Raw genomic sequence first — 26,233 nt, forward strand, 5'->3', positions numbered from 1 at the left:
GCGGGAAGGTCGCGCGTCTTACCCTGGGAGGTCTGGTGGTCTGCCACGGTGCTACCGGCGTCGAGAGGCGACGGGATGGGCCACCAGACGTCAGCAGAGGCCATAGTAAGTGCCGGTTCACCGCGGCACCAAGGGCCGAACATGAAGAACCGCGAGTAGGCGATGACGTCTCGAGGATCGATCATGAAGACAGAAAGTGGCGCTGATACCGCCCCCCACCCAGAGGGGCAGGGGCGGAACCCCGCGTCCCAGCCGGTGGGCGTCGAGACGATCCCGGCGTCGTCATCGTGGACGAAAGCGGAGCCCGCCCCGCTTATGGAGGCCGTGGTAGAAAAGGCCAACATGGCGCGGGCTTACCGAAGGGTGGTCGCCAACAAAGGGGCGCCGGGTGCCGATGACATGACGGCGGACCAGTTGGCCGACCACTTGAAGGAATGCTGGCCAACGCTGCGCGAGCGGCTGCTGGCCGGTGAGTACCACCCCAGCCCGATCCGAGCCGTCGAGATTCCCAAGCCCAAGGGCGGAACGCGACAGCTTGGCATCCCCACGGTCACCGACCGGCTGATCCAGCAGGCGCTACTGCAGGTGCTGACGCCAATCTTCGATCCGGGCTTTTCCGAATCGAGCTACGGTTATCGTCCCAAGCGCAGCGCCCAGCAGGCCGTCTCGGCCATGAAGGCCCACGTGGCGGCCGGCCACCGCTGGGTGGTCGACCTCGATCTGGAAGCCTTCTTCGACCGAGTGAGCCACGACCTGCTGATGGCGCGGGTTGCGCGCCGCGTCCGCGATAAGCGGGTGCTGCGTTTGATCCGCCGTTATCTGGAAGCCGGGTTGTTTCAGGACGGCCTGACCGCGCCACGCCGGCAAGGAACGCCCCAGGGCGGGCCACTGAGTCCGCTGCTGGCGAATATCCTGCTGGACGACGTGGACAAGGAACTGGAACGCCGCGGCCACCGCTTCTGCCGCTACGCCGATGACATGCAGGTGTATGTCAGGAGTCGGCGAGCGGGCGAGCGCGTCATGACCAGTCTGAGTGATTTTCTCGAGAGCTCGCTCAGGCTGACGGTCAATGGCGACAAGAGTGCGGTGGACCGCCCCTGGAACCGGGGGTACCTGGGCTACACGCTGACCCGACACAAGCTGCCGAAGCTGACGCTGGCCAAGGCCAGCCTGCAGCGCCTGATGCAGCGTGTCCGCGAGATCCTCAAGCGCGGCAGGGGGCGCAACATACGGCGAGTCATTGAAGAGCTGGTCCCAGTCCTGCGGGGCTGGGCCAACTACTTCTCCCTCGTTGACGTGAAGCGCCCGCTGGAAGCACTGGATGGTTGGATACGTCGCCGGCTGCGTTGCGTGATCTGGCGGCAATGGAAACGCCCGCGGACCCGGCGCCACAAGCTCCTGGCGCTGGGTCTGGACGACCAGCGGGCGTGGAAGTCAGCGGGAAACGGGCGAGGCCCCTGGTGGAATGCCGGTGCCTCGCACATGAATCAGGCCTTGCCACGGAAATGGTTCGAGCAGCAGGGTCTGATCTCGGTACTCGATACGGTCAAGAGGGCTTAGTCGTTCTTCGTGAACCGCCGTGGTACGGAACCGTATGCCCGTATATGGAGTCCTCCCCGTTTGCAAGCATGGGCACGATGGACGGTAGGTACGACTGCACACGTATATCCGGTCTTTCTAATGATACCAACGGCATCGGACCCTGATGGGCTATCCGCACGCCAGCTCCCAATCGGTGGTACGAGCAACTCGCTCTTAGGCATATAGGGGTTTGCTGACGTCGGTTCGACCTGTGCGCCATCTGCAGCATGCTCAGCAATCGTGATGGTGGGTTATCTCACTGTAAATCAAGTAAATTGAATGGGTTGGTGTTACGCCACATGCGCCGCCAACTCAGGGTCATAGTCACTGTCGTGACGTGTGATCGCCCAGGCGATGCGCGCCGTCTTGTTGGCCAGCGCGATGACCGCCACGTTGGCATGCTTGCGCTCAGCCAGTTGTCTGACCCAGTGGCTGAGGTTGTCCTCCTTGCCCTTGCTGTAACGCAGCACGGCGCGCGCGCCATGCGTCAGCAGGGTTCGTAGGTAGCTATCGCCGCGCTTGCTGATGCCCAGCAGGCGGTCGCGTCCTCCCGTGCTGTGTTGCCGGGGTGTCAGACCCAGCGAGGCGGCAAAATCGCGCCCGCGCTTGAAGGCCTGGGCGTCGCCCAGGGCGCCGGCCAACGCGCTGGCGGTCAAGATGCCGACGCCACGCAGGGCCATCAACCGCTTGGCGACAGGGTCTGTCTGGGCGTGGCGCTCGATGCGTTCTGTCACCGCGACGATTCGGTCATCAAGGTGGCGCAGATCCTCGGCGAGCCCCGCCAACAGGGCACGGAAGTCATCGGTCAAACCGTTCTCGGCGTCCTCCAGCCAGCCTGGCAGGGCCGCGCGCAGCTGGCCGATGCCGGTGGGCGCCACCAGCCCGTACTCGCCGATCAGGCCACGAATCTGGTTGGCCTTGGCGGTACGTTGCTGAACCAGTTCACTGCGGATGCGATGCGCCGCCTGCACGTCCTGCTGGGCGACCGTCTTGACGGCCACGAAGCGCATGTGGGGGCGGCCCATGGCCTCGCAGATCGCCTCGGCATCCACGCGATCGTTCTTGTTGCTCTTGACGTAGGGTTTGACAAACTGGGCGGCGATCAGCTTGGCGCGATAGCCACGCGCCTGCAGCGCACGCGCCCAATGGTGGGACGACGCGCAGGCTTCCATGCCGATCTCGGCGCCTGCCGGGACACGGTTGACGATGGCCTCCAGCCACTTGTCACGCTTGTATTTGCCGCGCCATTGAACCTGATCATGACGATCGACGCCGTGGACATGGAAGACAGACTTGGCAATGTCGACACCAACGCGGGTAATGTTCATGGGATGCGCTCCTCAGCCGGTGGCCTTACCCTCTCAGTGTGGCGCATTGGCGCCGAGGGTGGGGGGGAGGACTCCATCCCATTGGTGGTGTGGGAGGGCGCCGGGGGTGACCCCGGCCCCTACCCGATCCGGATTGTGGTTCCGATGCTCAGCGCTCGGCGATGGCGATGGACTCATAGAGGTTGCGCGGTTCGGCCGGCTCCGGGGTCGGTTCTTCCTCGGCCGTCTTGAGCAGCGAGATGGCCTGGCCATCGGGGGCCTCCACCAGCTCGCGCAGGCGCTTGTAGTCCACCGGAGGCTGCTCCTCGCCGAAGACCTGGGCCACCTTGTCCATGGCGAACATCAGCGGCTCGAAGCCTTCGCGATTCTCTTCCAGTGCCGGATAGGACTGGGCCAGCAGCTCGCCATCCGCCGTCCAGCCGGCCTTGAACGGCTGGTCAATGATGTTGACCCGGGTGCCGCTGGGAACGCGCTCGTAGAGCGATTCGATATCCTCGGGGAACATGCGGATGCAGCCGCGACTCACGCGCATGCCGACCCCCTCGGGCTTGTTGGTACCGTGGATCAGGTAGCTGGGGATGCCCAGCAGGATGGCGTGGCGGCCCAGCGGATTGTCGGGGCCGGCAGGGACCACCGACGGCGCCGGCTCGCCACGGGCGGCGGCCTCACGGCGCATCGAGGCGGGCGGTGACCACGCCGGGTCCTTGACCTTGATGGTGGTCTTGGTCACCCCGACCGGCGTGGAGAACTCCTCGCGGCCCACGCTGATCGGGTAGGTCTCCACCACGCCGGGCTCCGAGAAGTAGTAGAGGCGCAGTTCCGAAAGGTTGATCACGATGCCATCCCGCTTGGTATCGGGCAGCACCCGGCGAGCCGGAATGGTGACCTCGGTATCGGCGAAGGGAGCCCAGATACTGACATCCGGATTGGCCATGCGGATCTCTTCGTAGCCGACGTTGTGCTCGCGGGCGATGTCGATCAGGGTGTCTCCCTCCTCGACGGTGACCGTATAGCTTTCGCCTATCACGCTGCCTTCCTCGGGCAACGCGTAATGGCCGCGCGGCAGCTCATGGATATCTTCATAGGCAGGAGTGGCAGCCTGCGCACCGGAGGCGAGCAGGGCACCGAATCCTATTGCCATGGCGCGGCAAAGGCCGCGAGGGGTCAGTGTCAGGATATTCATCAGGGTCGTTCAACTCCGGGAAGCTGGAGGGTCACCGGTTATTCCCTTGACCGGTGCCGGTGGTCGGTGCGATGAGACGTTTCTATAACCCTATAGAGTGCAGGGAAAGTCGGCGGTTCGCCAGTGGTCTCGATGTGAACCTCGGCATGGCGAACCGCCGTACTCATGCTGCCTGGGCCTTGCGGTTCAGGAGTTCGAGTAGCTGCTCCACGGCCTGGAAGCGCGACTCCTCGTTCTCCATGGCGGCCTCGAAGCGCAGGGTGTCGGCGCCATCCAGGCGATAGCGGCCCGGCTCGCGCTGGATCAGCTCCACCAGGCTCAAGGGGTCGACGCTGGTGTGGGCGCCGAATATGACGCGGCCGCGCTCGGGGCCCGCCTCGAGGCGGGTGATGCCCAGGCGTTCGGCACGCTGGCGCAGTCGGGTCTGGCGCAGCAGGGTCTTCACCGGGCCCGGCAGCAGGCCGAAGCGGTCGATCATCTCCACCTGCAGCTCCTTGAGCTCGGCCTCGTCGGCGGCGCTGCTGATGCGCTTGTACATCACCAGGCGCTGCTGGACATCGTGCAGGTAGTCGTCCGGGATCAGGGCCGGCAGGTTGAGGCTGACCTCCACGCCCTCGTCGAGCGGTGCCTCGATATTGGGCGTCTTGCCGGCGCGGATGGCCGCCACGGCGCGGTCGAGCATCTCCATGTAGAGGCCATAGCCGATCGCCTCCATCTGCCCGCTCTGCTCGTCGCCGAGCAGCTCGCCGGCGCCGCGAATCTCCATGTCGTGACTCGCCAGGGTGAAGCCCGCACCGAGGTCCTCCGCCGCACCGATCGCCTCCAGGCGCTTGAGTGCGTCCCGGGTCATCGCCTTGGGCGGCGGAGTCAGCAGATAGGCATAGGCCTGGTGGTGACTGCGCCCGACCCGGCCGCGCAGCTGGTGCAGCTGGGCCAGGCCGAACTTGTCGGCACGCTCGATGAGGATGGTGTTGGCGCTGGGCACGTCGATACCGGTCTCGATGATGGTGGAGCACACCAGCACGTTGAAGCGCTTGTGGTAGAAGTCCGACATCACCCGCTCCAGCGCACGTTCGGGCAGCTGGCCGTGGGCCACCCCGACGCGGGCCTCCGGGACCAGTTCGCGCACCGTCTCGGCGGCGGTCTCGATGGTCTTGACCTCGTTGTGCAGGAAGTAGACCTGTCCGCCGCGCAGGATCTCGCGCAGGATCGCCTCCTTGAGCACAGCCTCCTCGCGGCGCTGCACGAAGGTCTTCACCGACAGCCGGCGCGCCGGCGGCGTGGCGATGATCGAGAGGTCGCGGATGCCGCTCATTGCCATGTTCAGCGTGCGGGGAATCGGCGTGGCGGTCATGGTGAGGATGTCCACCTCGGCGCGCAGGCTCTTGAGACGCTCCTTCTGGGCCACGCCGAAGCGGTGCTCCTCGTCGATGATCAGCAGGCCCATCTTGGGTAGCTGCATGGACTTCGACAGCAGCTTGTGGGTGCCGATGACGATGTCTGCCTGCCCCTCCGCTATACGCTTGAGGGAAGCGGCCTGTCCCTTGCCTGCGGTGAAGCGTGAGATCAGTTCGATATTGACCGCGGTGTCGGCGAAGCGGTCGCGGAAGTTCTCGTAGTGCTGGCGGGCCAACAGGGTAGTGGGTACCAGCACCACCACCTGGCGGCCGGAATGAACCGCCAGGAAGGCGGCGCGCATGGCCACCTCGGTCTTGCCGAAGCCCACATCGCCACACACCACCCGGTCCATGGGCCGCGGAGCGCTCATGTCGGCGATCACCGCCTCGATGGCGGCGCGCTGGTCGGGGGTCTCCTCGAAGGGGAAGGCGGCGGCGAAGCGTGAGTATTCGGCGTCCGGCGGTGCACAGGCGAACCCCTCGCGGGCCTCGCGGCGCGCATAGATGTCGAGCAGCTCGGCGGCAGTGTCACGGATCTTCTCGGCGGCCTTCTTCCTGGCCTTCTCCCACTGGTCGGAGCCCAGTCGGTGCAGCGGGGCGAGCTCGTCGTCGGCGCCGGCGTAGCGCGAGATCAGGTGCAGGTTCTCCACCGGCACGTAGAGCCGGGCGCCATTGGCGTACTCCAGGGTGACGAACTCGGCGGCTTGCCCCCCGGCCTCGAGTGTCTCGAGCCCCTTGTAGCGGCCCACGCCGTGGGCTTGGTGGACCACCGGGGCGCCGGGGCGCAGCTCGGAGAGGTGACGAACGGCCAGCTCGTCGGCATCGGTGGCCTTCTCGCGTCGCCGGCTCTGGCGCACCACCTCACCGTAGAGTTCGGACTCGCTGATCACCGCCAGCCTGGGCTCGGTCAACCACAGCCCGGCCTCGATATCGCCCTCGGTAATGGCGATGGGGTTGTCGGCGGCGAGGAAGTCGGCAAAGTCCTCGACGTGAGGCAGCTCCAGGCGCAGCGGCGCCAGGACTTCCTCAAGGGCTTCCCGGCGGCCGCGGGACTCGGCCACGAACAGCACCCGGGTGTCGCCGCGGGTCTCCAGGAAGTGTGACAGGGGGGCCAGAGGCTCCCTGGCACGCGCGTTGATGCCCACGCTGGGCGGCGCCTGGGTGGCCGGCTCCAGGGCGTGACGATGCTCGCTCGCCTCGGTCAGCTCCACCCGGGGATGGCGCTTGATGGCGGCGAACAGTTCGGCCACCGGCACGAAGGCGCGATGGGGTGGCAGCAATGGTCGGGTGGGGTCGACCCCCTGGTTGTCAAAGCGGCTCTCGATGGACGCCCAGTGGTGTTCGGCAGCGGCCAGGCACTCCGGCAACAGCGCTACCCGGGTCCCCTCGGCGAGATGCTCGAAGAGGGTGGCCGTCTCCTCGAAGAACAGCGGCAGGTACTGCTCGAGGCCGGGGGAGGGGATGCCCTTGAGGGCGTCCACATAGAGCGGGCACTGGCGCGGGTCGACGTCGAACAGCGTCTCGAAGCCCTCGCGGAAGCAGGCGATGGCGCTTCGTGACAGGGAATACTCGTGGGCCGGTAGGAGCTCGATTCGCTCGACCTTCTCGGCACTGCGTTGGGTGTCGGGGTCGAAGGTGCGCAGGGTGTCGATCTCGTCATCGAACAGGTCGATGCGCAACGGCGCCTCCACGCCCATCGGGAAGAGATCGATAAGGGCGCCACGCAGGGCGTATTCGCCGGGTTCGTAGACCGTCTCCACGGCCCGGTAGCCGGCGCGGGAGAGGGCGTCGCGAAAGCCTTCTCGGTCCAGTGTCTGGCCCACCTCCAGGGTGAGCACCCGGCCGGCGATGTACTCGACCGGTGCCAGGCGCTGCATCAGGGTGTTGATCGGCACCAGCACGATGCCGTGCTCGCCGTCCTGCAGCCGGCGCAGGGTGCGCAGCCGGGCGGAGACGATGTCCTGATGGGGGGAGAAGCTGTCGTAGGGCAGGGTCTCCCAGTCGGGGAAGGGCAGCACCGGTACCCGGCTGAAGAAGTTCAGCTCGTTCTCCAGGCGCAGGGCCTGGGCAGTATCGGCGGTGATCACCAGCAGCGGGGCATCGCTGGCCAGGTGGGCCAGGGCCAGCGACGCGGCGCTACCCTGGGGCATCTGCCAGTAGAGCGTCTCGCGCAGCCCCTGCGGGCGCGGTGGGTCGAGCGGAGAGAATGTCGGCATGGTCTCGTATTGGGCTGTCGACGGGCGCGGCCCGACGGATCCTGTGTGGCTCCTCGCGGTCGACCATCATACCAGCCCGTCGGATTCTTGTAGTCAAACGCCCGTTCCTGTAATCCACCTACAGCGGGTGCGACCAACCAGCGATTGCCGCCGCACCCCGGCCCCGGGATAATGTCCGGGAACCCTTTGATCCCACCAGTGAGGCCTCACGTGAGTCAGCAACCCTCCGATACCGTCTTCCAGGAATGGCACGACAACCAGGCGCTTGCCGAGCAGATGATCCCGATGATCGGTAGCCTCTACCGTCACAACAACGTGGTCACCACCCTCTACGGGCGCTCGCTGTTCAATCGCAGCGTGATCCGCATCCTGAAGGACCATCGCTTCGTGCGGAAGGTAGAGGGAACCGAACTCTCCGTGCAGGATACCTATCCGCTTGTCAAGGCGATGACCGAGCTCAACCTGGGGCCGGCCCACGTCGATGTGGGCAAGCTGGGCGTGGCCTTCAAGAAGCGCGGTGGCGGCGACGCCGTGGCCTTCCTGCGCGAGGAGCTCGCCGAGATCGTCGACGCTCATGACCCCAATGCCGGCACCGGCGAGCCCAAGGACGTGGTCCTCTACGGCTTCGGTCGCATCGGCCGCATCCTTGCCCGGGTGCTGGTGGAGAAGGCCGGTGGCGGCAACCTGCTTCGCCTGCGCGCCATCGTGGTGCGTGGTCGCGGTGATATCGCCAAGGACCTCGAGAAGCGGGCAAGCCTGCTGCGCCGCGACTCCGTGCACGGTCCCTTCGACGGCACCATCAGCGTCGATGCCGAGGCGCGCACCATCACCGCCAACGGTAACGTCATCCAGGTGGTCTACGCCGACTCCCCGGCCGATGTCGACTACACCACCTATGGCATCAACAATGCCGTGGTGGTCGACAACACCGGCATCTGGCGCGACGAGGCCGGCCTCGGCCAGCACCTGCAGTGCAAGGGGGTGGCCAAGGCGTTGCTCACCGCACCGGGCAAGGGTGATATCAAGAACATCGTCTACGGCATCAACCATGATGACCTGAGAGATGATGACCGCATCATCTCCGCGGCCTCCTGTACCACCAATGCCATCGTCCCGGTGCTCAAGGTGCTCAACGATGAGTTCGGCGTCGAGCATGGTCACGTCGAGACGGTGCACAGCTACACCAACGACCAGAACCTGATCGACAACTACCACAAGGGCGATCGCCGCGGACGCAGCGCCCCGCTCAACATGGTGTTGACCGAGACCGGTGCCGCCAAGGCCGTCGCCAAGGCGCTGCCGGAATTTGCCGGCAAGCTGACCGGCAACGCCATCCGCGTGCCGACGCCCAATGTCTCCATGGCGATCCTTAACCTGCGCCTGGAGAAGGAGACCGACGCAGCGGCGTTGAATGACTTCCTGCGCCACATGTCGCTGGACTCCCCGTTCCAGAAGCAGATCGACTATGTCGACTCCCCGGAGGTGGTCTCCACGGACTTCGTCGGTAACCGCCATGCCGGTATCGTCGATGCCAAGGCGACCATCGCCAACGGCAAGAACGCCGTACTCTACGTCTGGTACGACAACGAGTTTGGCTACAGCTGCCAGGTGATCCGCATCCTGCAGCACATGTCCAACGTCAGCTTCCTCAAGCTGCCGCGCGCCAGCGCCTAAGCCCTCGGGCAGCCGCATACCTCAGCGGCAAGGCGACAGGAGCCCCGCAGATGCGATGTCTGCGGGGTTTCTCGTTTTCGGTCAAGCACTTTCTCCTCCTGTTTCACCCCGCCCTGCGACAATCTTTCCCTTGCCTCAAGTCACCTCTTGCGACCTTTGCTCAGGTGGCCATCCCCTTGCCTTCTCTTTATAATCGGGTGGATTTTCAGGGTGGGCCGGGCGTGCCTCGTGGCCCTTTCCTTACCTTTTTCCGATCCATCAACTGGGCGAGACTATGATCGAAGTCAAGAAAGGCCTGGATCTCCCCATCACGGGAGCGCCCGAGCAGCGTATCGAGGATGCGCGGCCGGTGCGTCACGTGGCGGTCCTGGGCACCGACTACGTCGGCATGAAGCCGACCATGGAGGTCAAGGAGGGAGATACCGTCAAGCTTGGCCAGCTGCTGTTTACCGACAAGAAGATCGACGGTGTGCGCTTCACGGCGCCGGCCGCCGGTGAGGTGGTGGCCATCAATCGCGGGGAGAAGCGCCGCCTGCTCTCGGTGGTGATCCAGGTCGCAGACTCCGAGGAGGCCGTCGAGTTCACTGCCCACGGCCGCGACAAGCTGGCCGGCCTCGAGCGCCAGGTGGTGGTGGACCAGCTGGTCGAATCGGGCCTGTGGACCGCCCTGCGTACCCGTCCCTACTCGCGCACCCCGGCCATCGACAGCGTGCCTGCCGATATCTTCGTCACTGCCATCGATACCCACCCGCTGGCCGCTGATCCCGCCAAGGTGATCAACGAGCAGACCCAGGCCTTCGAGGATGGTCTCAAGGTCCTGACCCGTCTCACCGAAGGCAAGGTCTACCTGTGCAGTGGCCCCGACAGCAGCATTCCCGGCGGCAACATCGACGGCGTGCAGGCCCAGACCTTCGCTGGTCCGCACCCGGCAGGCCTGGTGGGCACCCATATCCACTATCTTTCGCCCGTCGCCCTGCACAAGCGCGTCTGGCACATCGGCTACCAGGACGTCATCGCCTTCGGCAAGCTGTTCGCCGAAGGTCGGCTGGACGTCAGCCGGGTGCTGGCCGTGGGCGGTCCCCGCGCCGAGCAGCCGCGTCTGCTGCGTACCCGGATCGGTGCCAGCACCGAGGAGCTGCTCGCCGGTGAGGTGGTCGCCCCCGATGATACCCGCGTGATCTCCGGCTCGGTCTTCTCCGGTTTCACCTGCGAGGGCAGCCTGCGCTACCTGGGTCGCTTCCATAATCAGGTCAGCCTGCTCGAGGAGGGCAACAAGCGTGCCTTCATGGGCTGGCTCTCCGCGGGCAAGAACCGCCACTCGGTGCTTGGCATCTATCTCTCCAGGCTGACCGGCCTCAAGGACTATGCGCCGACCACCTCGACCAACGGCTCCGAGCGCGCCATGGTGCCTGTGGGTGCCTACGAGCAGGTGATGCCCCTGGACATCCTGCCCACACAGCTGCTGCGCTCGCTGATCGTCGGTGATATCGAGACCGCCATGCAGCTCGGCTGTCTGGAGCTGGACGAGGAGGACCTCGCGCTGTGCACCTACGTGTGCCCCGGCAAGTACGAGTACGGTCCCATCCTGCGTGACAACCTCACCACGATCGAGAAAGAGGCCTGATGATGGGTATTCGACAGACACTCGACAATCTCGAGCCGCACTTCCACAAGGGCGGCAAGTACGAGAAGTTCTACCCGCTCTATGAAGCGGTGGACACGATCTTCTATGCGCCCCCGGATGTCGCCAAGACTACCGCCCACGTGCGTGACGGCGTCGACCTCAAGCGCATCATGATCACCGTCTGGCTGTGCACCTTCCCGGCGATGTTCTTCGGCATGTGGAATGCCGGCTGGCAGGCCAACGCGGCCATCGCCGAGGGTTACGGCTCCATGGCCGGCTGGCGCGAAGCGATCCTGATGCTGCTGGCTTCCGGCCACAACCCGGACAGCCTGTGGGCCAACTTCGTGCTCGGCGCCACCTACTTCCTGCCCATCTACCTGGTGACCTTCGTGGTCGGTGGCTTCTGGGAAGTGCTGTTCGCCATCAAGCGTGGCCATGAGGTCAATGAGGGCTTCTTCGTCACCTCGGTGCTCTACGCGCTGATCCTGCCCGCTACCATCCCGCTGTGGCAGGTGGCGCTGGGTATCACCTTCGGTGTCGTGATCGGCAAGGAGATCTTCGGTGGTACCGGCAAGAACTTCCTCAACCCGGCCCTGACCGGCCGTGCCTTCCTCTACTTCGCCTATCCGGCACAGATCTCGGGTGACGCGGTGTGGGTGGCGGCCGATGGCTTCACGGGTGCCACCGCGCTCTCCATCGCCTTCCAGGACGGCATGGCCGCCCTGACCGAGCAGTTTAGCTGGTGGGATGCCTTCCTCGGCTTCATCCCGGGCTCCGTGGGCGAGACATCGACCCTGGCGATCCTGATCGGCGCCGCGGTGCTGCTGTGGACCGGCATCGCCTCCTGGCGAATCATGCTCGGCGTCTTCCTGGGCATGGTGGCGACCAGCGCGCTGTTCAACCTGATCGGCTCCGACAGCAACCCGATGTTCGCGATGTCCTGGTACTGGCATCTGGTGCTGGGCGGCTTCGCCTTCGGCATGGTGTTCATGGCCACCGACCCGGTCTCCGCTTCCATGACCAACCAGGGCCGGCTGATCTTCGGCGCCCTGATCGGTGTCATGACCGTGCTGATCCGCGTCGTGAACCCCGCCTTCCCCGAGGGCATCATGCTGGCGATCCTGTTCGCCAACCTGTTCGCGCCGCTCATCGACCATATCTTTGTTCAGGCCAACATCAAGCGCCGACTCAAGCGCACCGGTGTGCCGGCCGAGGAGACAGCCTGATGGCACAGAGCAACAACTCCATCAAGAAGATCCTGACGGTGGCGTTCGCACTCTGCATCGTGTGTTCGGTCATCGTCTCTACCGCCGCGGTGGCACTGCGCTCGAAGCAGCAGTTCAACCAGGAGCTGGATCGCAAGACCAACATCCTCAACGTCGCCGACCTCTACGAGTCCGGCATGGATGTGAACGAGGCCTTCGAGTCCAGCATCACCCCGCGGGTGGTCAACCTGGAGACCGGCGAGTACTCCGAGGAGCACGACCCGGCTACCTACAACGCCTTCGAGTCGCGCCGCGACCCGGCAGCTTCGCGCACCCTCTCGGGCGAGAAGGATCCGGCAGGCTTGACCCGCGTCGAGAACTTCTCGACCGTCTATCTGGTGGGCGATCCGGATGACCCCGAGCAGATCATCCTGCCGATCCGGGGACAGGGCCTGTGGGGCCTGATGCGCGGCTTCCTCGCAGTGGAGGGTGACGGCAACACCATCGTTGGCATCACCTACTACGAGCATGCCGAGACTCCGGGACTGGGCGGCGAGGTCAACAACCCGCGCTGGCAGGCCCAGTGGTCAGGCAAGGAGATCTATGGCGGCGAGGATGCGCTCGCCCCGGCGATCCACCTGACCAAGGGCGGCGCCAGTGGCGAGAACGAGGTTGATGCCCTCTCCGGCGCGACCCTGACCAGCAACGGCGTCACCAACATGCTGCAGTTCTGGCTGAGCCCGGAAGGCTTCGGTGACTACCTGGCCAAGTTCCGCACTGGCTTGAGCCAGGACGAGGCCCAGGATGCCGACGTCGAACTCGAAGCGGAAGGAGCCTGATCATGGCGGATGCAACTCCGAAAGGCGTCCTGACGACGCCGCTGTTCAAGAACAACCCCATCGCGCTGCAGGTGCTGGGCATCTGTTCGGCCCTGGCGGTGACGACCAGCATGAGCGTGTCGCTGGTCATGACCTGCGCGGTGATCTTCGTGACGGCCTTCTCGAACCTGTTCGTGTCGCTGATCCGTCATCACATTCCGTCTTCCATCCGTATCATCGTGCAGATGACCATCATCGCCTCGCTGGTGATCGTGGTGGATCAGATCCTCAAGGCCTATGCCTACGAGATGTCCAAGCAGCTTTCGGTGTTCGTCGGTCTGATCATCACCAACTGCATCGTGATGGGGCGTGCCGAAGGCTTCGCCATGCAGAACAGCCCGAAGCTCTCCTTCCTGGATGGCATCGGCAACGGTCTCGGCTACGGTTTCATCCTGATGACCGTGGGCTTCATCCGTGAACTGTTCGGTTCCGGCAGCGTGTTCGGCTTCACCGTGCTGCAGCCGGTGCAGGATGGTGGCTGGTACGTGCCCAATGGGCTGCTGCTGCTGCCGCCCTCCGCGTTCTTCATCATCGGCATGATCATCTGGGTGCTGCGCAGCCTGAACCCGGAGCAGGTCGAGGAGAACGAGTTCAAGATGAAGGCCAACACCGAACCGAAGGAGGCCGTGTAACATGGAACACTATATTAGCCTTTTCGTTGCCTCGGTCTTCGTCGAGAACCTGGCCCTGGCATTCTTCCTCGGCATGTGCACCTTCATCGCCGTGTCCAAGAAGGTCTCCGCGGCCTTCGGCCTGGGCATCGCCGTGATCGTGGTGCTCTCTATCTCTGTGCCGGTCAACAACCTGGTCTACACCTTCCTGCTCTCGGAAGGTGCGCTCTCCTGGACCGGCATCAGCGGTGCCGAGAATATCGACCTCTCCTTCCTGGGCCTGCTCAGCTACATCGGCGTCATCGCCGCCCTGGTGCAGATCCTGGAGATGTTCCTCGACAAGTACGTGCCGGCGCTCTACAACGCCCTGGGCGTGTTCCTGCCGCTGATCACCGTGAACTGCGCCATCCTGGGTGGCGTGCTGTTCATGGTCGAGCGTAACTACAACTTCGGCGAATCGGTGGTTTATGGTTTCGGCTCCGGCGTTGGCTGGGCACTGGCCATCACCGCCCTGGCCGGTATCCGCGAGAAGCTCAAGTACAGCGACGTTCCCGGCTCCCTGCAGGGCCTGGGCATCACCTTCATCACGGTGGGCCTGATGTCGCTGGGCTTCATGTCCTTCTCCGGCATCCAGCTCTGAAGCAGGTCGTCCTTGCCCGGCGCCGCGGCGCCGGGTGCCAGGCAACGCAAGCAATAGGAAACCGACATGGTTGATACATCACTTATCTTGCTCGGTGTGGTCATGTTCACCGTGGTCGTGATCGGCCTGGTGCTGATCATCCTGGCCGCCCGCAGCAGGCTGGTCAGCACCGGTGACGTGCAGATCGAGGTCAACGGTGATCCCGAAAACACCATCACCACCCAGGCCGGGGGCAAGCTGCTCAACACCCTGGCCGCCAACGGCATCTTTCTCTCCTCCGCCTGCGGCGGCGGTGGCTCCTGTGCGCAGTGCAAGTGTCGTGTGGAGGAGGGCGGCGGTGCCATCCTGCCCACCGAGGAGTCCCACTTCACCATGCGCGAGAAGAAGGAGGGCTGGCGTCTCTCCTGCCAGGTGCCGGTGAAGCAGGACATGAAGATCGAGGTCCCCGAGGAGGTCTTCGGCGTCAAGAAGTGGGAATGCGAGGTCATCGAGAACCCCAACGTCGCCACCTTCATCAAGGAGCTCAACCTCAAGCTGCCCGAGGGTGAGGAAGTCGCCTTCCGCGCCGGTGGTTATGTGCAGCTGGTGGCGCCGCCCTACGACATCGCCTTCAAGGATTTCGACATCGAGGAGGAGTACCGGGGCGATTGGGAGAAGTTCGGCCTGTTCAACATCTCCCACAAGAACAACGAGGAAGTCATCCGCGCCTACTCCATGGCGAACTACCCGGAAGAGAAGGGCATCCTCAAGTTCAACATCCGTATCGCCACTCCGCCGCCCAACACCGATCACCCCCCGGGCCTGATGTCCACCTACGTCTTCAGCCTGAAGCCGGGTGACAAGGTCACCGTGATGGGGCCCTTCGGCGAATTCTTCGCCAAGGACACTGATGCCGAGATGGTCTTCATCGGTGGTGGTGCCGGCATGGCGCCGATGCGCAGCCATATCTTCGACCAGCTCAAGCGCCTCAACTCCAAGCGCAAGATCTCCTTCTGGTACGGTGCGCGTTCCTGGCGCGAGACCTTCTACAACGAGGAGTATGACAAGCTGGCCGAGGAGCACGACAACTTCGAGTGGCACCTGGCGCTGTCCGACCCGCAGCCCGAGGACAACTGGGAAGGCCCCACTGGCTTCATCCACAATGTCCTCTACGAGAACTACCTCAAGGACCACCCGGCCCCCGAGGACTGCGAGTACTACATGTGCGGGCCGCCCATGATGAACGCCTCGGTGATCAAGCTGCTGCTCGATCTCGGGGTGGAGCCCGAGAACATCCTGCTGGACGACTTCGGCGGATGATCCCACTCGCCGTCAGGCGGCAACGGGGGCCGGCCAAGAGGCCGGCCCCCGCTGTATGGGGCATATCGGTCGTATCGCTCGTCCATCTCCCGGAACGCGCGGCGCCATGCATTGTCCCTAGTAAAGGTAATTGGCTCTAGGGCATAGAGAGAGACGAATCCGGGAATTCGCCCCGCACATCCGGGGCACCCACCCAAGGAGAGATCCTGATGACTATCTGGCTTATCGCCTTCGCCTTCATGCTGCTGATCATGGCCGCCATGGCCGTCGGCGTGATCATGGGTCGCAAGCCCATCGCCGGCTCCTGCGGCGGCCTCAACCAGCTCGGCCTCAAGGATGGCTGCGAGATCTGTGGCGGCAAGGACGAGGTGTGCGAGGAGGAGAATCGCAAGGCCGGCAGTGCCCGTCGCCGCAGCGACGAGAGTCGCGGCGCCGACTTGGGGTATGACGCCAGCCGTCGCTGATCATGTAGGCCCTTTTTCTCAGGTGCTTGGCCCCCGGTTGCGAAAGCCACCGGGGGCCTTCTCGTCAGGAGGCTACGGGTTCCGATCGTCCCGCAGCTCGTGAGCGAAGCAGGGCGGTGAAGCGGGTTCGATGTCCGCAGCGTCCTCCTCGCGCAGCACGAAAAGCAGCCAGTCGCGCAGGGTCGGCAGGGGTGAGGCCTCGATGTCGCGCTCCGCGGTCAGCAGGGTCAGCTGGCCGCGGCGGGCGAGGCGCATCAGTGGCACCAGCCGCTCGGGGTGGTCGCGCAGTTCGCCGCGGTAGCGCACGGCGAAAACGCCTTCGCTGATCTCGCCCTGGCGGTACTGGCGATGCAGCGTGGGGCTCGGCGAGGCGTCCCGGTACCACTCATCGAGGGCCAGCGCCTCGCGGCGGCGTCCGCGGGGCCAGAGGCGGTCGACCAGCACTCGCGCACCATCCTCATCTGCTACCGACTGATAGACTCGTTTTAGTCCGATCCGGTAGCTCATGATGACCACCCGCTCACGCGTGCAAGCGCCTCGCGGCTGCGTTCTTGCCAGCGTCCGGGCAGCGCCGCGGCACGCTCGAGAGCTTCCATGGCCTCGTCTCTGCGTTCTGCCGAGTCCAGGGCGAGACCCAGGTTGAGCCAGGCCGGGGCGAGGGTGGCATCCGCCGCTACCGCATCCCGGAAGGCGCTAATGGCGCCCTCGAGATCCGCGGCGGTGTGGCGCGCGTTACCCAGTGCGAAGTGTGCCATGGCGTGGTCGGGGAAGCGTCGGGAGAGCGCCTCCCAGGCGGGCAGCGCCGCCTCGGCCCCACGGACTCCCTCGAAGTCGCCGATGGCCTGCAGGGCGGCCTGGGGGGAGATGGTGGCCGGCAGCTGCCCCGGTGACAGCGCCACGAAGGCCCAGCGGTCACTGCGCGCCCAGGTGGCGTCGAAGGGGCGGAAGGACTCAACCCGCTGTGCCTCCATGCCGCTATGCAGGATCATCTCCCGGGCCTCCAGGTCGTAGCCGATGGCCACGGCATAGTGCCACACGGGCCAGGCAGGCAGTGAGAGGTTCTGCATCACCACCACCGGGTGGCCGGCATCGAGTTCGGTCAATAGGGCATCCAGGCGGCCTTCGATCACAAAGGGAATCCGCCCGTGACGGCGCACCGTGGCCAGCATCTCGGGCTGTACGCTGCCTTCGCGACCGGGGGTGAAGACCTGGGGAATCAGCGTGTCGACGTCGGTTTCGACGCCGTCGTGCTGCAGCGTCATGGCCAGGGAGGCCGGCCCGCACTGGTAGTCGCGCTGGCCATGGAAGGGGACATCGTCGAGCAGCACCCTGGGTGCTACGGCCTGTCGGGTGGTGTCATCGAGCCGGGGTGTCGAGGCACAGCCGGCGAGCAACAGCAGCATCAGCACCAACGCAAGAACGCCCGCTGGGCGGGCGTTCCTGTCGCTGGTCGGCTGCCGTTCAGGGCAGTCGATCATGCTGGCACCCATTCAGCGAGTGAAGGGGAAGACGTTGGTCAGGCCGAGGATGTCGGTCACCAGCAGGATCACGAAGACGGCGAACAGTGCGCCGACCACGCTGGCACCGGCGGGGAGCTCCTCGAGCTGGTCGGCCATCTGGGCGGCTTCGGCGTCGGAGAGGGCGGCGACACGGGCCTCGACCTCGGCGGGATCCACACCCTGGGCGACCAGCTGATCGCGAACGTCATCCCGTGCCAGTACGGCGTGAATCCGCTCGCGATCGGACTGGGCGCGCTCGGCGGAGAGGGCGTCCTGGGTAGTGATCATGCCGCCGGCGGGTGAGGGGGCAGCGGCGACCGGCAGGCTGCCCAGCACCAGGGCGGCGATCAGCAGCGGGCTGAGGAAACGGCAGATCTTCTTCATCATGTCGGTGTTCCTTCTTCTTTGAGTGGGCTTCCGGCTCCAGGATGATCCACGTGTCGCGTCCTGGCGACTGTGTGTGGCGTCACGATGATGCCTGCCCAGTATAGGACGAAATGGCGTTCGATTTCATACCCTTGCCCGTCAACGAATGGGATCTCAGCCGATTCGGTAGGAGGAGGGCAGTTCGGCGAGCAGGCCGCGGCCGCCGGCGAGTGTCAGCGCCAGGTCGTGGAGGCCGTCCTGTAGCGGAAGGGCGGCGGCACCTTTTATGGAGAGATCCAGGCGCTGGGCGAACAGCAGCAGCTTGTGCAGGCGCTTCACCGGCAGGCGGCCGAGGGCCTGCTGGTAGGCGGGGCGGCGTTTCTCGAAGATGCTGGGTTTCTGGGCCTTGCAGGCGTGGTCGAAGCTCTGGCCCTGGTCGAGATGCTGATGCAGCGAGAGCAGGGTGCGAAGCTCCCGAGTCAGGGCCCACAGCACGATGGGGGGCTCCACACCCTCGCCGGCGAGGCCGGCCATGATGCGAGCGACTCGCGAGCGTTCGCCCTTGAGGCAGGCATCCACCAGGGTGAAGACGTCGAAGCGGGCGCTGTCCTCCACGCCGCCGGCGACATCCCGCGGCCCGACCCGGCTGCCCTGGGGCAGCAGCAGGGCAAGCTTCTGCAGCTCCTGGTCGGCGGCCAGCAGGTTCCCTTCGGTGCGTTCGCCCAGCAGGCGTGCGGCGTCCAGGTCGAGGTTGAGGCCGTGGCGAGTGGCCCGGTCGCGCAGCCAGAACCCCAGCCGCGAGACGTCCACCGGCCACACCGGCACGAAGAGTCCCGCCTTGTCGAGGGCCTGAAACCAGGCGCTCTTCTGCTGGCGGAAGTCGAGCTTGCCCATGGCCAAAAGCAGCACGTTGTCGCTGCCTTTCATCTCCTCGGCGTAGGCCCTGAGGGCCTTGGCGCCCTCCTGGCCCAGGTTGCTGCCGGACAGGCGCAGCTCGATCAGCTTGGCGCTGGCGAACAGCGACAGGCTGGCCGAGGTCTCGTGCAGGCGTCCCCAGGCGAAGTTGCCCTCCACATGCAGGACCTCGCGTTCCTCGATGCCGCGCTCGCGGGCAGCGGCGCGCACGGCATCGCAGGCTTCCATATGCTGCAGCGGTTCTTCACCGGCGACGATCACCACCGGGGGCAGCTTCTTCGCCAGGGCATCGGCCAGTTTGTCTGGGAAGACTTTCAACGAGTGTATCCTTTGCCAACGGGGCTGATCCGGGCACAGGTCTGCGAGGAGGCGCTGTGAACCCCTCCCTGGGCGCTACCGATGCCATCCCTGGCATAGGACCTCCTCTCCGACCTGTCCCCGGCGCCCCTTTCCCGGTATCTCAAGCTTTGGAATCTATAGTGAGCGCAGCCGTTCCATCAGCTGACGCACGGCTTCCTCGAGCAGCGCCTCCCGAGCCTCGTCGCGGCGCTGCTCGCGGCCCAGGAGGTCGCCATCATCCACGCTGTAGCCGCGGCTGACCTCAAGGCGCTGCTGGTCGAGCAGATAGGCACCATCGGCGCGCTGCACCGAGAAGGGGGCGACGAGCTGCATCTCCTCGTCGCGGGGGCCGGAGTCCAGCACGCTCAGGCGGCGTTGGCGGAACTCGGGTTGGCCCAGGTTGAGGGTCAGCGCGGCGCCGGCATGCACCCGGGTGCCGGCGGCAGTCAGGCGCCGTTCGGCGAGCCGCGCCAGGTCGCTGTCGGGCCCCGCCAGGGCGAGCTCGCTCAGCGGGGCCGAGGGGCTGTCGAGGCCGCGCAGACGAAAACCGCAGCCGGCGAGGGCCAGGCCGGCACCGCCGACCAGGCTCAGGGTAAGGAAGGTGCGTCGCTGCATGGGTCGCTCCCTGTGTCGCGGCGGGGTCAGCCCACCACGATATTGACCAGCTTGCCCGGCACCACGATCACCTTGCGGACCGTCTTGCCCTCGGTGTGGCGCTGGACGTTCTCGGCGGCGAAGGCCTCGGCCTCGGCCGCGGCCTTGTCGGCATCGGCAGGTACCTCGATGCGCGCCCGCAGCTTGCCGTTGACCTGCACCACCAGCTCGATGGTGTCGCGGGTCAGGGCGCTCTCGTCGACCTCAGGCCAGCGGGCGTCGATCGCCGGTTCCGCATGGCCCAGCGCCGACCACAGCGCATGGCAGGCATGCGGTGTGATGGGGGCGAGCAGCAGTACGCAGGCCTCCACCGCCTCGCGGGCTACGGCCAGGTCCAGGGGCGAGGGGCTGGTACTCTGCTTGTGGAAGTGCCCGATGGCGTTGGTCAGCTCCATCACCGCGGCGATGGCGGTATTGAAGGTGGTGCGCCGGCCGATGTCGTCGCCGGCCTTCTTGATGGTTTCATGGGTCTTGCGGCGGAGTTCGCGCTGGGCGTCGTCGAGGGCATCGACCTCGAGCCGGCCGGGCTCGCCCGCCTCGAGGTGCTCGCCAACCAGGCGCCATAGGCGCTTGAGGAAGCGGTGGGCGCCCTCGACGCCGGCGTCGGACCACTCCAGTGACTGTTCCGGGGGGGCGGCAAACATCATGAACAGGCGCACGGTGTCGGCGCCGAAGCGTTCGATCATCGACTGCGGGTCGACGCCGTTGTTCTTCGACTTGGACATCTTCTCGATGCCGCCCATCTCCACCGGCTGGCCATCCTCGATGAGCACGGCGCTCACCGGGCGGCCCTTGTCGTCACGCTTGACCTCGACGTCGACGGGGTTGAACCACTGCTTGGCACCGTTGGGCGCCTCCCGGTAGAAGGTCTCGGCGATCACCATGCCCTGGGTGAGCAGGCGCTGGAAGGGCTCATCGACGTTGACCAGGCCCAGGTCGCGCATCAGCTTGGTGAAGAAGCGCGCGTAGAGCAGGTGCAGGATGGCGTGCTCGATGCCGCCGATGTACAGGTCCACCGGCAGCCAGTAGTCGGCGCGCTCGTCGAGCATCGCCTCCTGGTTGTCGGCACAGCAGAAGCGCGCGAAGTACCAGGAGGACTCCATGAAGGTGTCGAAGGTGTCGGTCTCGCGCACCCAGCCGTCGCCCAGCTCGGAGAACTCCGGCATGCGCTTGAGCGGCGAGCCGGTGGCATCCACGGTGACCTCCATGGGCAGGGCCACCGGAAGTTCCGCGTCGGAAAGCGGTGCGGTCTGCCCTTCGGGGCCATATTTCACCGGGATCGGTGCCCCCCAGTAGCGCTGGCGAGCCACGCCCCAGTCACGCAGGCGGTAATTGGTCTTGACCTCGCCGCGGCCGAGTTCGGCGAGTCGAGCGGCGATGGCATCGAAGGCCGCCTCGAAGTCCAGGCCGTCGAATTCGCCGGAGTTGATCAGGATGCCGTGCTCGTCATGGGCGCCCGCGGAGAGGTCCGGGGCCTGGCCGCTGGCATCGGCGATCACCGGTTCGATGGGGATGCCATACTTGGTGGCGAACTCCCAGTCGCGCTGGTCGTGGGCGGGCACCGCCATCACCGCACCGGTGCCGAACTCCATCAGCACGAAGTTGGCCACATACACCGGCACCTCGCGGCCACTGAGCGGGTGCACCGCCACATGCCCGGTGGGCATGCCCTTCTTCTCGCGGGTGGCCAGTTCGGCCTCGGAGGTGCCGCCCTGGGCGCACTCCTCGCGGAAGGCAGAAAGCGCCGAGTTGCTCTCCGCGGCCTGTTTCGCCAGCGGATGGTCCGCGGCCACGGCCACATAGGTGACCCCCATCAGGGTGTCGGGGCGGGTGGTGTAGACCGAGAGGGGCTCGCAGGCACTCCCGTCAGCGGCCTTGATATCAAAGCTGAGCTCCACACCGCGGGACTTGCCGATCCAGTTGCGCTGCATGGTCTTGACCTGCTCGGGCCACTCGATGCGCTCGAGGTCGGCAAGCAGCTCCTCGGCGTAGTCGGTAATGCGCAGGAACCACAGCGGGATCTCCTTGCGCTCCACCAGAGCGCCGGAGCGCCAGCCGCGGCCGTCGATGACCTGCTCGTTGGCCAGCACGGTCTGGTCCACGGGGTCCCAGTTGACCGTGGACATCTTCTTGTAGACCAGCCCCTTCTCCACCAGCTTGGCGAAGAACCACTGCTCCCAGCGATAGTAGTCCAGGTCGCAGGTGGCGAACTCGCGGCTCCAGTCATAGGCGAAGCCCAGTGCCTTGAGCTGGTTGCGCATGTAGTCGATGTTGGCGTAGGTCCATTCGGCGGGCGGTACCTGATTCTGGATCGCCGCATTTTCCGCCGGCATGCCGAAGGCGTCCCAGCCCATGGGCTGCAGCACGTTCCTGCCCTGCATGCGCTGATAGCGGGAGACCACGTCGCCGATGGTGTAGTTGCGCACATGCCCCATGTGCAGCTTGCCGCTGGGGTAGGGGAACATCGACAGGCAGTAGAACTTCTCGCGGCTGGCATCCTCTACCGCCTTGAAGCACTGGTTCTTGTCCCAGAACTGCTGGGCGTCGCGTTCGATCTCTTGGGGCTTGTACTGTGCGTCCATCGCTGTCAACGGGTACCTTGGCTGTCGGTTCGGCGCGCCGGAGGCGCACGCTCGAATGGCTTGTCCGGCGTCATGTTCCCTGTGCATGCTGGCGACAAGGCGTTGAACTGACGGCGGGAAGTCGTCTAAATGGTAGGCAGAGGATACCCCAGCACGGCCTTGCCCGGCTATGGCCGGCAGACGCGCCCTATCCGTACACGAGGAGAGCAACTTGACTGCTCCCCGCCCTGAAGAGGGTGTCGCGAAAGGGGAGAAGCCGTAAGATGATCATTCTATCTGCCTGAGAGCTTACCGTGTCGACCGCATGCATGCCCACGCCCGATGATAGACAGTTCTCGCTTTTTCAGACTTCACCTGCTTCTGCCCCTCCGTCTTCTCGCGTCTCAGCAGCCTCGTCAGGACGGCGTTTCATACAAGGTGATGCCACAGCCATTTTCCTGGGCATGACACCGCTTGAAGTCCATCTACGGCAGTCAGGGGTTCACGCTCCTTTTGTGGTGGCCGACCTGTTGGATGCCCAGGATTGGAGGCCCTTCGAGGATCGCTATGCGGCCACGGGGCGCGCGCCCTATGCGCCACGCGCGATGATGGGGTTGATTCTCTACGGGATCATGCACGGGGTTTCGTCGTTGCGTTCGCTGGAGCGGCTGGCACGTGTCGACCTGGGGGCTATGTGGGTGACCGGAGGTATTGCCCCCGATCATGCCAACATCGGACGCTTTATCTGCCTGCATGAGCAGGCACTGTCACAGGAGTTTTTCGAAGCGCTGACACGCACCGTTCTGGCCAGGACAGGAACCTCGACCGCATGCCTGGCCGGTGATGGAACCGTGGTTGAAGCGGCCTGTTCTCACTACCGTCTGCTCAAAGACGAGGCGGTGCGTGCTCGAGTCAGTGAAGCCCAGAGGGGCCATCAACAGGCCTCTCCCGAGCAACAGGATGAGACGCGGCAGCAGTTGGAGAGGGCGCAGGCCTGTGAACAGGTTCTTGACGCGCGGATCGCGGCACGACGGCGCCACGGCAAGCGTGTCGATACGGTACGCGTCAGCCCCACGGAGCCAGAGGCCGCGATACAGCGTCAGAAGCGAGGGCGCGGCTTTGCGCCGGCTTACACGCCCTCCGTCCTGGCCAATGAGGCGCGCATCATCGTGGCACATGCCATCGACCCCACGAGTGAGACACGCGTGGTCGGAGAGCTGCTCGATCAAAGTGAGCGCGTGGCATCCGAGGACCAGCGTGAGCTGCTGCTGGATGCGGGCTATTTTGACGATGGCGTCATTGAGGCGACACTGGCTCGTGATGTCAGCCTGCTTTGCCCGCCCAAGCCCAGTACCACGGACAAGGTGGGTGGCCTATATCATAAAAGCCAGTTCGCCTACGATGCCGATCAGGATGTCTACATATGCCCGGCAGGGCAACGGCTTCAGCGCATCGGTCATACACGAGCCTCGGCACGCTCGCGTGAACAGACGGTCTACGCCAGTGACAGCTGCACGGCCTGCCCACAACGCACCGCCTGTACCCGTTCGACCCGGGGACGCCGAATCAAGCGCTACCCGGAAGACGAGATACGCCTGGCTCTGCAGCAGATCATGACCCACCCGGGTGCCCAGACCGTATTTCGACAGCGAAAGGCCATGGTCGAGCCGGTGTTTTCACTACTACGCCAGCAACAGGGGCTGTCGCGCTTCCGGCGCCGAGGGCTGGCTGGCGTTAAACGCGAGTTTGCCTTGCATGCCCTGGCCTACAACGTGGCTCGCGCTGTAGCGCTGAGTCTTTACCGTCTCCTATGGGCTCTCTGGTGGAGATGCCTGGGGGAAGCTTGCCTGGCAAGGAAAATGATCTTGGCTACCCGGGTGTACGGCATCGTGTCGTGCCAACCCTCGACATCGCAGAGGACCTGTTGAGTCATGAATCGTTAAGCGATTTGCGACACCCTCTGAAGGACGGAGATTCCCAATTCACCGAGAATCGGACACAGAGGCTGGCTCCATGCCGCTTACATTCTCTCCAAGGGCTAACACCGCCAGCCCGGCGGCTTTGATGTTGACCGCGGCATTGATGTCGCGGTCGTGTTCCGCTGCGCATTCGGGGCACGTCCAGGCACGAACCTGCAACGGCATCTCAGGCATCACATGCCCGCAGCCGGAGCAGCGCTTGCTGGAGGGATACCACGGGTCGATCGCCGACACCTGCCGGCCCGCCCAGGCTGCTTTGTACTCCAGTTGCCGGACGAACTCGCCCCAGCCGGCATCGCTGATCGATTTGGCCAGCGAGCGGTTGTGCAGCATGTTCTTCACCTTGAGGGACTCGACGCAGATCACTTGGTTCTCGTTGACGATCTGGCGGGACAGCTTGTGCAAGCGGTCCATCCGGCAATCGGAGATTTTGGCGTGAAGGCGGGCGACCTTCTGCCTGGCCTTGGCACGGTTCTTCGAGCCGAGCGTCTTCCTGCTCAGCCGACGTTGGGCCTTGGCCAGACGGGTCGCGTACTTCGCCGTGTGGCGGGGATTGCCGATTCGATGCCCGTCGCTGGTGACGAACAGGTCTTTCAGGCCGAGGTCGATGCCCACCATTTTCGGGGTCACGGGCAGCGACTCGGGGTCGAACTCGCACAGGCACACGACGAAGTAGCGGCCTGCCGAGTCCTTGGACACGGTGATGGTAGTCGGTTCGCTGGCCAGCTCGCGACTCCAGCGCACCGGGAGCGGGTCCTTGCACTTGGCAAGAAACAGTTGGCTATCGTGGTACTTGAACGCCGAGCGCGTGAACTCCGCCGACTGGCGGTGTCGTTTGCTCTTGAAGTTCGGGTACTTGGCTCGGCCTTCGAAAAAGTTCTTGAAGGCTGTCTGTTGGTGGCGAAGGCACTGCTGAAGTGGCACCGAGCTGACCTCGTTGAGAAACGCGGTGTCGCTGGACTTCTTCATCCGCGACAGCTCAGCGTTCGCGGCCACATAGCCAATTCTTTCGCGCCGCTCATGGAAGACATCGGTGCGGTAGCGAAGCACCGCGTTGTAGACGAAACGCACACAGCCAAACGTCCGAGCAAGAAGCTGTTCTTGCTCAGGCGTCGGATAGAAGCGGTATCGGTACGCGCGTTTCGTCATACGCTTACTGTATAAACAAACATGTAAAGATAGCAACCATTAGAGAAGGAGGCAGCGAGAACAGGGTCGTCCTTGCGGACGACGCGCTATCCCTCCCGGCACTTAAAATACCGGGTATCTCGCGTAAAACTTGATGAGTGAGACAGACCCCAAGGATCCCCAGGATCATCGCCTACGGGACGGCTATGAGCGCATGCTGGACCGCCTTCGTGAGGGTGCCCATGAGCTGACCTGGGAGAACCTGCAGAAGGAGCTGGACGACGCCGTGGAGTTCGAGTCCGAGCTCGAGGACTTCACCAAGGACGAGCTCTCCCTGCTGCGCGCCTGGGTGGAGCGCGATCTCAAGGACATGCGGCGCTACCTGAGTGCCGGTGGCGAGGGCGTGGCGGCCTGGCTCGGCATCGATCTTTCGGCGCTGTCGCGCAAGGTCAGCGAGTCGCTGCTCTCCATTGCCGACCGCAGCGTAGTGGAGCGGGAGCGCTTCGAGGAAGATCTCGAGGCGGCACGTGCCGACTACTGCGAGGGCGAGATGGCGGTGCCCGGCCGGCTCGCCTGCGTGCACTGCGATGCCGAGGTGGAGCTGCCCGAGATGACTCGCATCGAACCCTGTCACCAGTGCGGACATCGCTACTTCCGGCGGGTGTCCCGCTAACGCCACGGTGGTCCCAAGG

21 protein-coding genes are annotated in these 26,233 nt (G+C 65.0%); 11 read left to right on the forward strand and 10 right to left on the reverse strand.

The features are described from left to right. Nucleotides 1–183 precede the first annotated feature (183 nt). On the forward strand, nt 184–1,560 hold the full coding sequence (gene ltrA / locus ACJ7IV_RS05915; RefSeq protein ID WP_483866192.1) for a group II intron reverse transcriptase/maturase: 1,377 nt from the start codon (nt 184–186) through the stop codon (nt 1,558–1,560). A 311-nt stretch (nt 1,561–1,871) separates the two neighbouring features. Here the strand turns inward: ltrA and ACJ7IV_RS05920 are convergent, their stop codons facing one another. The 3 genes from ACJ7IV_RS05920 to mfd all read right to left on the reverse strand — a co-directional run bounded on the left by ACJ7IV_RS05920 (nt 1,872) and on the right by mfd (nt 7,705). Next, nucleotides 1,872–2,909: an IS110 family RNA-guided transposase gene (locus tag ACJ7IV_RS05920; protein ID WP_483865541.1), complete on the reverse strand. Its 1,038-nt coding sequence runs from the start codon at nt 2,907–2,909 to the stop codon at nt 1,872–1,874. A 148-nt stretch (nt 2,910–3,057) separates the two neighbouring features. Next, nucleotides 3,058–4,092 (reverse strand): L,D-transpeptidase family protein, encoded by a 1,035-nt coding sequence (locus ACJ7IV_RS05925; protein ID WP_232911762.1) that lies wholly within the window; start codon nt 4,090–4,092, stop codon nt 3,058–3,060. Nucleotides 4,093–4,255: 163 nt separating this feature from the next. Continuing rightward, on the reverse strand, nt 4,256–7,705 hold the full coding sequence (mfd, locus tag ACJ7IV_RS05930) for a transcription-repair coupling factor (protein WP_483866193.1): 3,450 nt from the start codon (nt 7,703–7,705) through the stop codon (nt 4,256–4,258). A 210-nt stretch (nt 7,706–7,915) separates the two neighbouring features. On the opposite strand from mfd, the gene ACJ7IV_RS05935 reads away from it, so the two are divergent. From ACJ7IV_RS05935 to nqrM, 8 genes are all read left to right on the forward strand, one after another. Next, entirely contained in the window at nt 7,916–9,379 is a 1,464-nt protein-coding gene (locus ACJ7IV_RS05935) for a glyceraldehyde-3-phosphate dehydrogenase (RefSeq protein ID WP_483866194.1), read from the forward strand. Nucleotides 9,380–9,653: 274 nt separating this feature from the next. Beyond that, complete coding sequence (locus tag ACJ7IV_RS05940; RefSeq protein ID WP_483866195.1) at nt 9,654–11,003, forward strand: Na(+)-translocating NADH-quinone reductase subunit A; 1,350 nt, start codon at nt 9,654–9,656, stop codon at nt 11,001–11,003. Next, complete coding sequence (locus ACJ7IV_RS05945; protein WP_483866196.1) at nt 11,003–12,229, forward strand: NADH:ubiquinone reductase (Na(+)-transporting) subunit B; 1,227 nt, start codon at nt 11,003–11,005, stop codon at nt 12,227–12,229. Before ACJ7IV_RS05940 ends, ACJ7IV_RS05945 begins: the two co-directional genes overlap by 1 nt. Further along, nucleotides 12,229–13,047 (forward strand): Na(+)-translocating NADH-quinone reductase subunit C, encoded by an 819-nt coding sequence (locus ACJ7IV_RS05950; protein WP_483866197.1) that lies wholly within the window; start codon nt 12,229–12,231, stop codon nt 13,045–13,047. The genes ACJ7IV_RS05945 and ACJ7IV_RS05950 overlap by 1 nt, the downstream gene beginning before the upstream one ends. Before the next feature lie 2 nt (nt 13,048–13,049). Then, the gene (locus ACJ7IV_RS05955) at nt 13,050–13,718 is read left to right on the forward strand and encodes an NADH:ubiquinone reductase (Na(+)-transporting) subunit D (RefSeq protein ID WP_483866198.1); all 669 of its coding nucleotides are present in this window, start codon (nt 13,050–13,052) and stop codon (nt 13,716–13,718) included. A 1-nt stretch (nt 13,719) separates the two neighbouring features. Continuing rightward, complete coding sequence (gene nqrE / locus ACJ7IV_RS05960) at nt 13,720–14,337, forward strand: NADH:ubiquinone reductase (Na(+)-transporting) subunit E (RefSeq protein WP_213312538.1); 618 nt, start codon at nt 13,720–13,722, stop codon at nt 14,335–14,337. A gap of 66 nt (nt 14,338–14,403) precedes the next feature. Further along, on the forward strand, nt 14,404–15,636 hold the full coding sequence (gene nqrF, locus ACJ7IV_RS05965; protein WP_483866199.1) for an NADH:ubiquinone reductase (Na(+)-transporting) subunit F: 1,233 nt from the start codon (nt 14,404–14,406) through the stop codon (nt 15,634–15,636). 209 nt (nt 15,637–15,845) lie between these two features. Further along, nucleotides 15,846–16,100: a (Na+)-NQR maturation NqrM gene (nqrM, locus tag ACJ7IV_RS05970; protein WP_161432789.1), complete on the forward strand. Its 255-nt coding sequence runs from the start codon at nt 15,846–15,848 to the stop codon at nt 16,098–16,100. Nucleotides 16,101–16,172: 72 nt separating this feature from the next. Here the strand turns inward: nqrM and ACJ7IV_RS05975 are convergent, their stop codons facing one another. The 6 genes from ACJ7IV_RS05975 to leuS all read right to left on the reverse strand — a co-directional run bounded on the left by ACJ7IV_RS05975 (nt 16,173) and on the right by leuS (nt 22,455). Beyond that, on the reverse strand, nt 16,173–16,607 hold the full coding sequence (locus ACJ7IV_RS05975) for a DUF488 domain-containing protein (protein WP_483866200.1): 435 nt from the start codon (nt 16,605–16,607) through the stop codon (nt 16,173–16,175). Continuing rightward, nucleotides 16,604–17,578, reverse strand: coding sequence for a PA2778 family cysteine peptidase (locus tag ACJ7IV_RS05980; RefSeq protein WP_483866201.1), 975 nt, complete (start codon nt 17,576–17,578; stop codon nt 16,604–16,606). Before ACJ7IV_RS05980 ends, ACJ7IV_RS05975 begins: the two co-directional genes overlap by 4 nt. Before the next feature lie 12 nt (nt 17,579–17,590). Further along, nucleotides 17,591–17,983: a PA2779 family protein gene (locus ACJ7IV_RS05985; RefSeq protein WP_483866549.1), complete on the reverse strand. Its 393-nt coding sequence runs from the start codon at nt 17,981–17,983 to the stop codon at nt 17,591–17,593. 156 nt (nt 17,984–18,139) lie between these two features. Next, nucleotides 18,140–19,198 carry a DNA polymerase III subunit delta gene (gene holA / locus ACJ7IV_RS05990; RefSeq protein WP_483866202.1) on the reverse strand — a complete coding sequence of 353 codons (1,059 nt, stop codon included), beginning with the start codon at nt 19,196–19,198 and terminating at the stop codon, nt 18,140–18,142. A 156-nt stretch (nt 19,199–19,354) separates the two neighbouring features. Beyond that, entirely contained in the window at nt 19,355–19,834 is a 480-nt protein-coding gene (locus ACJ7IV_RS05995) for an LPS-assembly lipoprotein LptE (RefSeq protein ID WP_483866203.1), read from the reverse strand. 26 nt (nt 19,835–19,860) lie between these two features. Beyond that, nucleotides 19,861–22,455, reverse strand: a complete 2,595-nt coding sequence (leuS, locus tag ACJ7IV_RS06000) for a leucine--tRNA ligase (RefSeq protein ID WP_483866204.1) — start codon at nt 22,453–22,455, stop codon at nt 19,861–19,863. Between the two features lie 497 nt (nt 22,456–22,952). Between leuS and ACJ7IV_RS06005 the strand changes: the two genes are divergently transcribed. Further along, nucleotides 22,953–24,362: an IS1182 family transposase gene (locus ACJ7IV_RS06005; RefSeq protein ID WP_483866205.1), complete on the forward strand. Its 1,410-nt coding sequence runs from the start codon at nt 22,953–22,955 to the stop codon at nt 24,360–24,362. Between the two features lie 54 nt (nt 24,363–24,416). Here the strand turns inward: ACJ7IV_RS06005 and ACJ7IV_RS06010 are convergent, their stop codons facing one another. Further along, complete coding sequence (locus ACJ7IV_RS06010; RefSeq protein WP_483866206.1) at nt 24,417–25,562, reverse strand: RNA-guided endonuclease InsQ/TnpB family protein; 1,146 nt, start codon at nt 25,560–25,562, stop codon at nt 24,417–24,419. Between the two features lie 133 nt (nt 25,563–25,695). On the opposite strand from ACJ7IV_RS06010, the gene ACJ7IV_RS06015 reads away from it, so the two are divergent. Beyond that, on the forward strand, nt 25,696–26,214 hold the full coding sequence (locus tag ACJ7IV_RS06015) for a zinc ribbon-containing protein (RefSeq protein ID WP_483866207.1): 519 nt from the start codon (nt 25,696–25,698) through the stop codon (nt 26,212–26,214). Nucleotides 26,215–26,233 lie beyond the last annotated feature (19 nt).

This window comes from Halomonas sp. C10-5 (genome assembly GCF_057169305.1).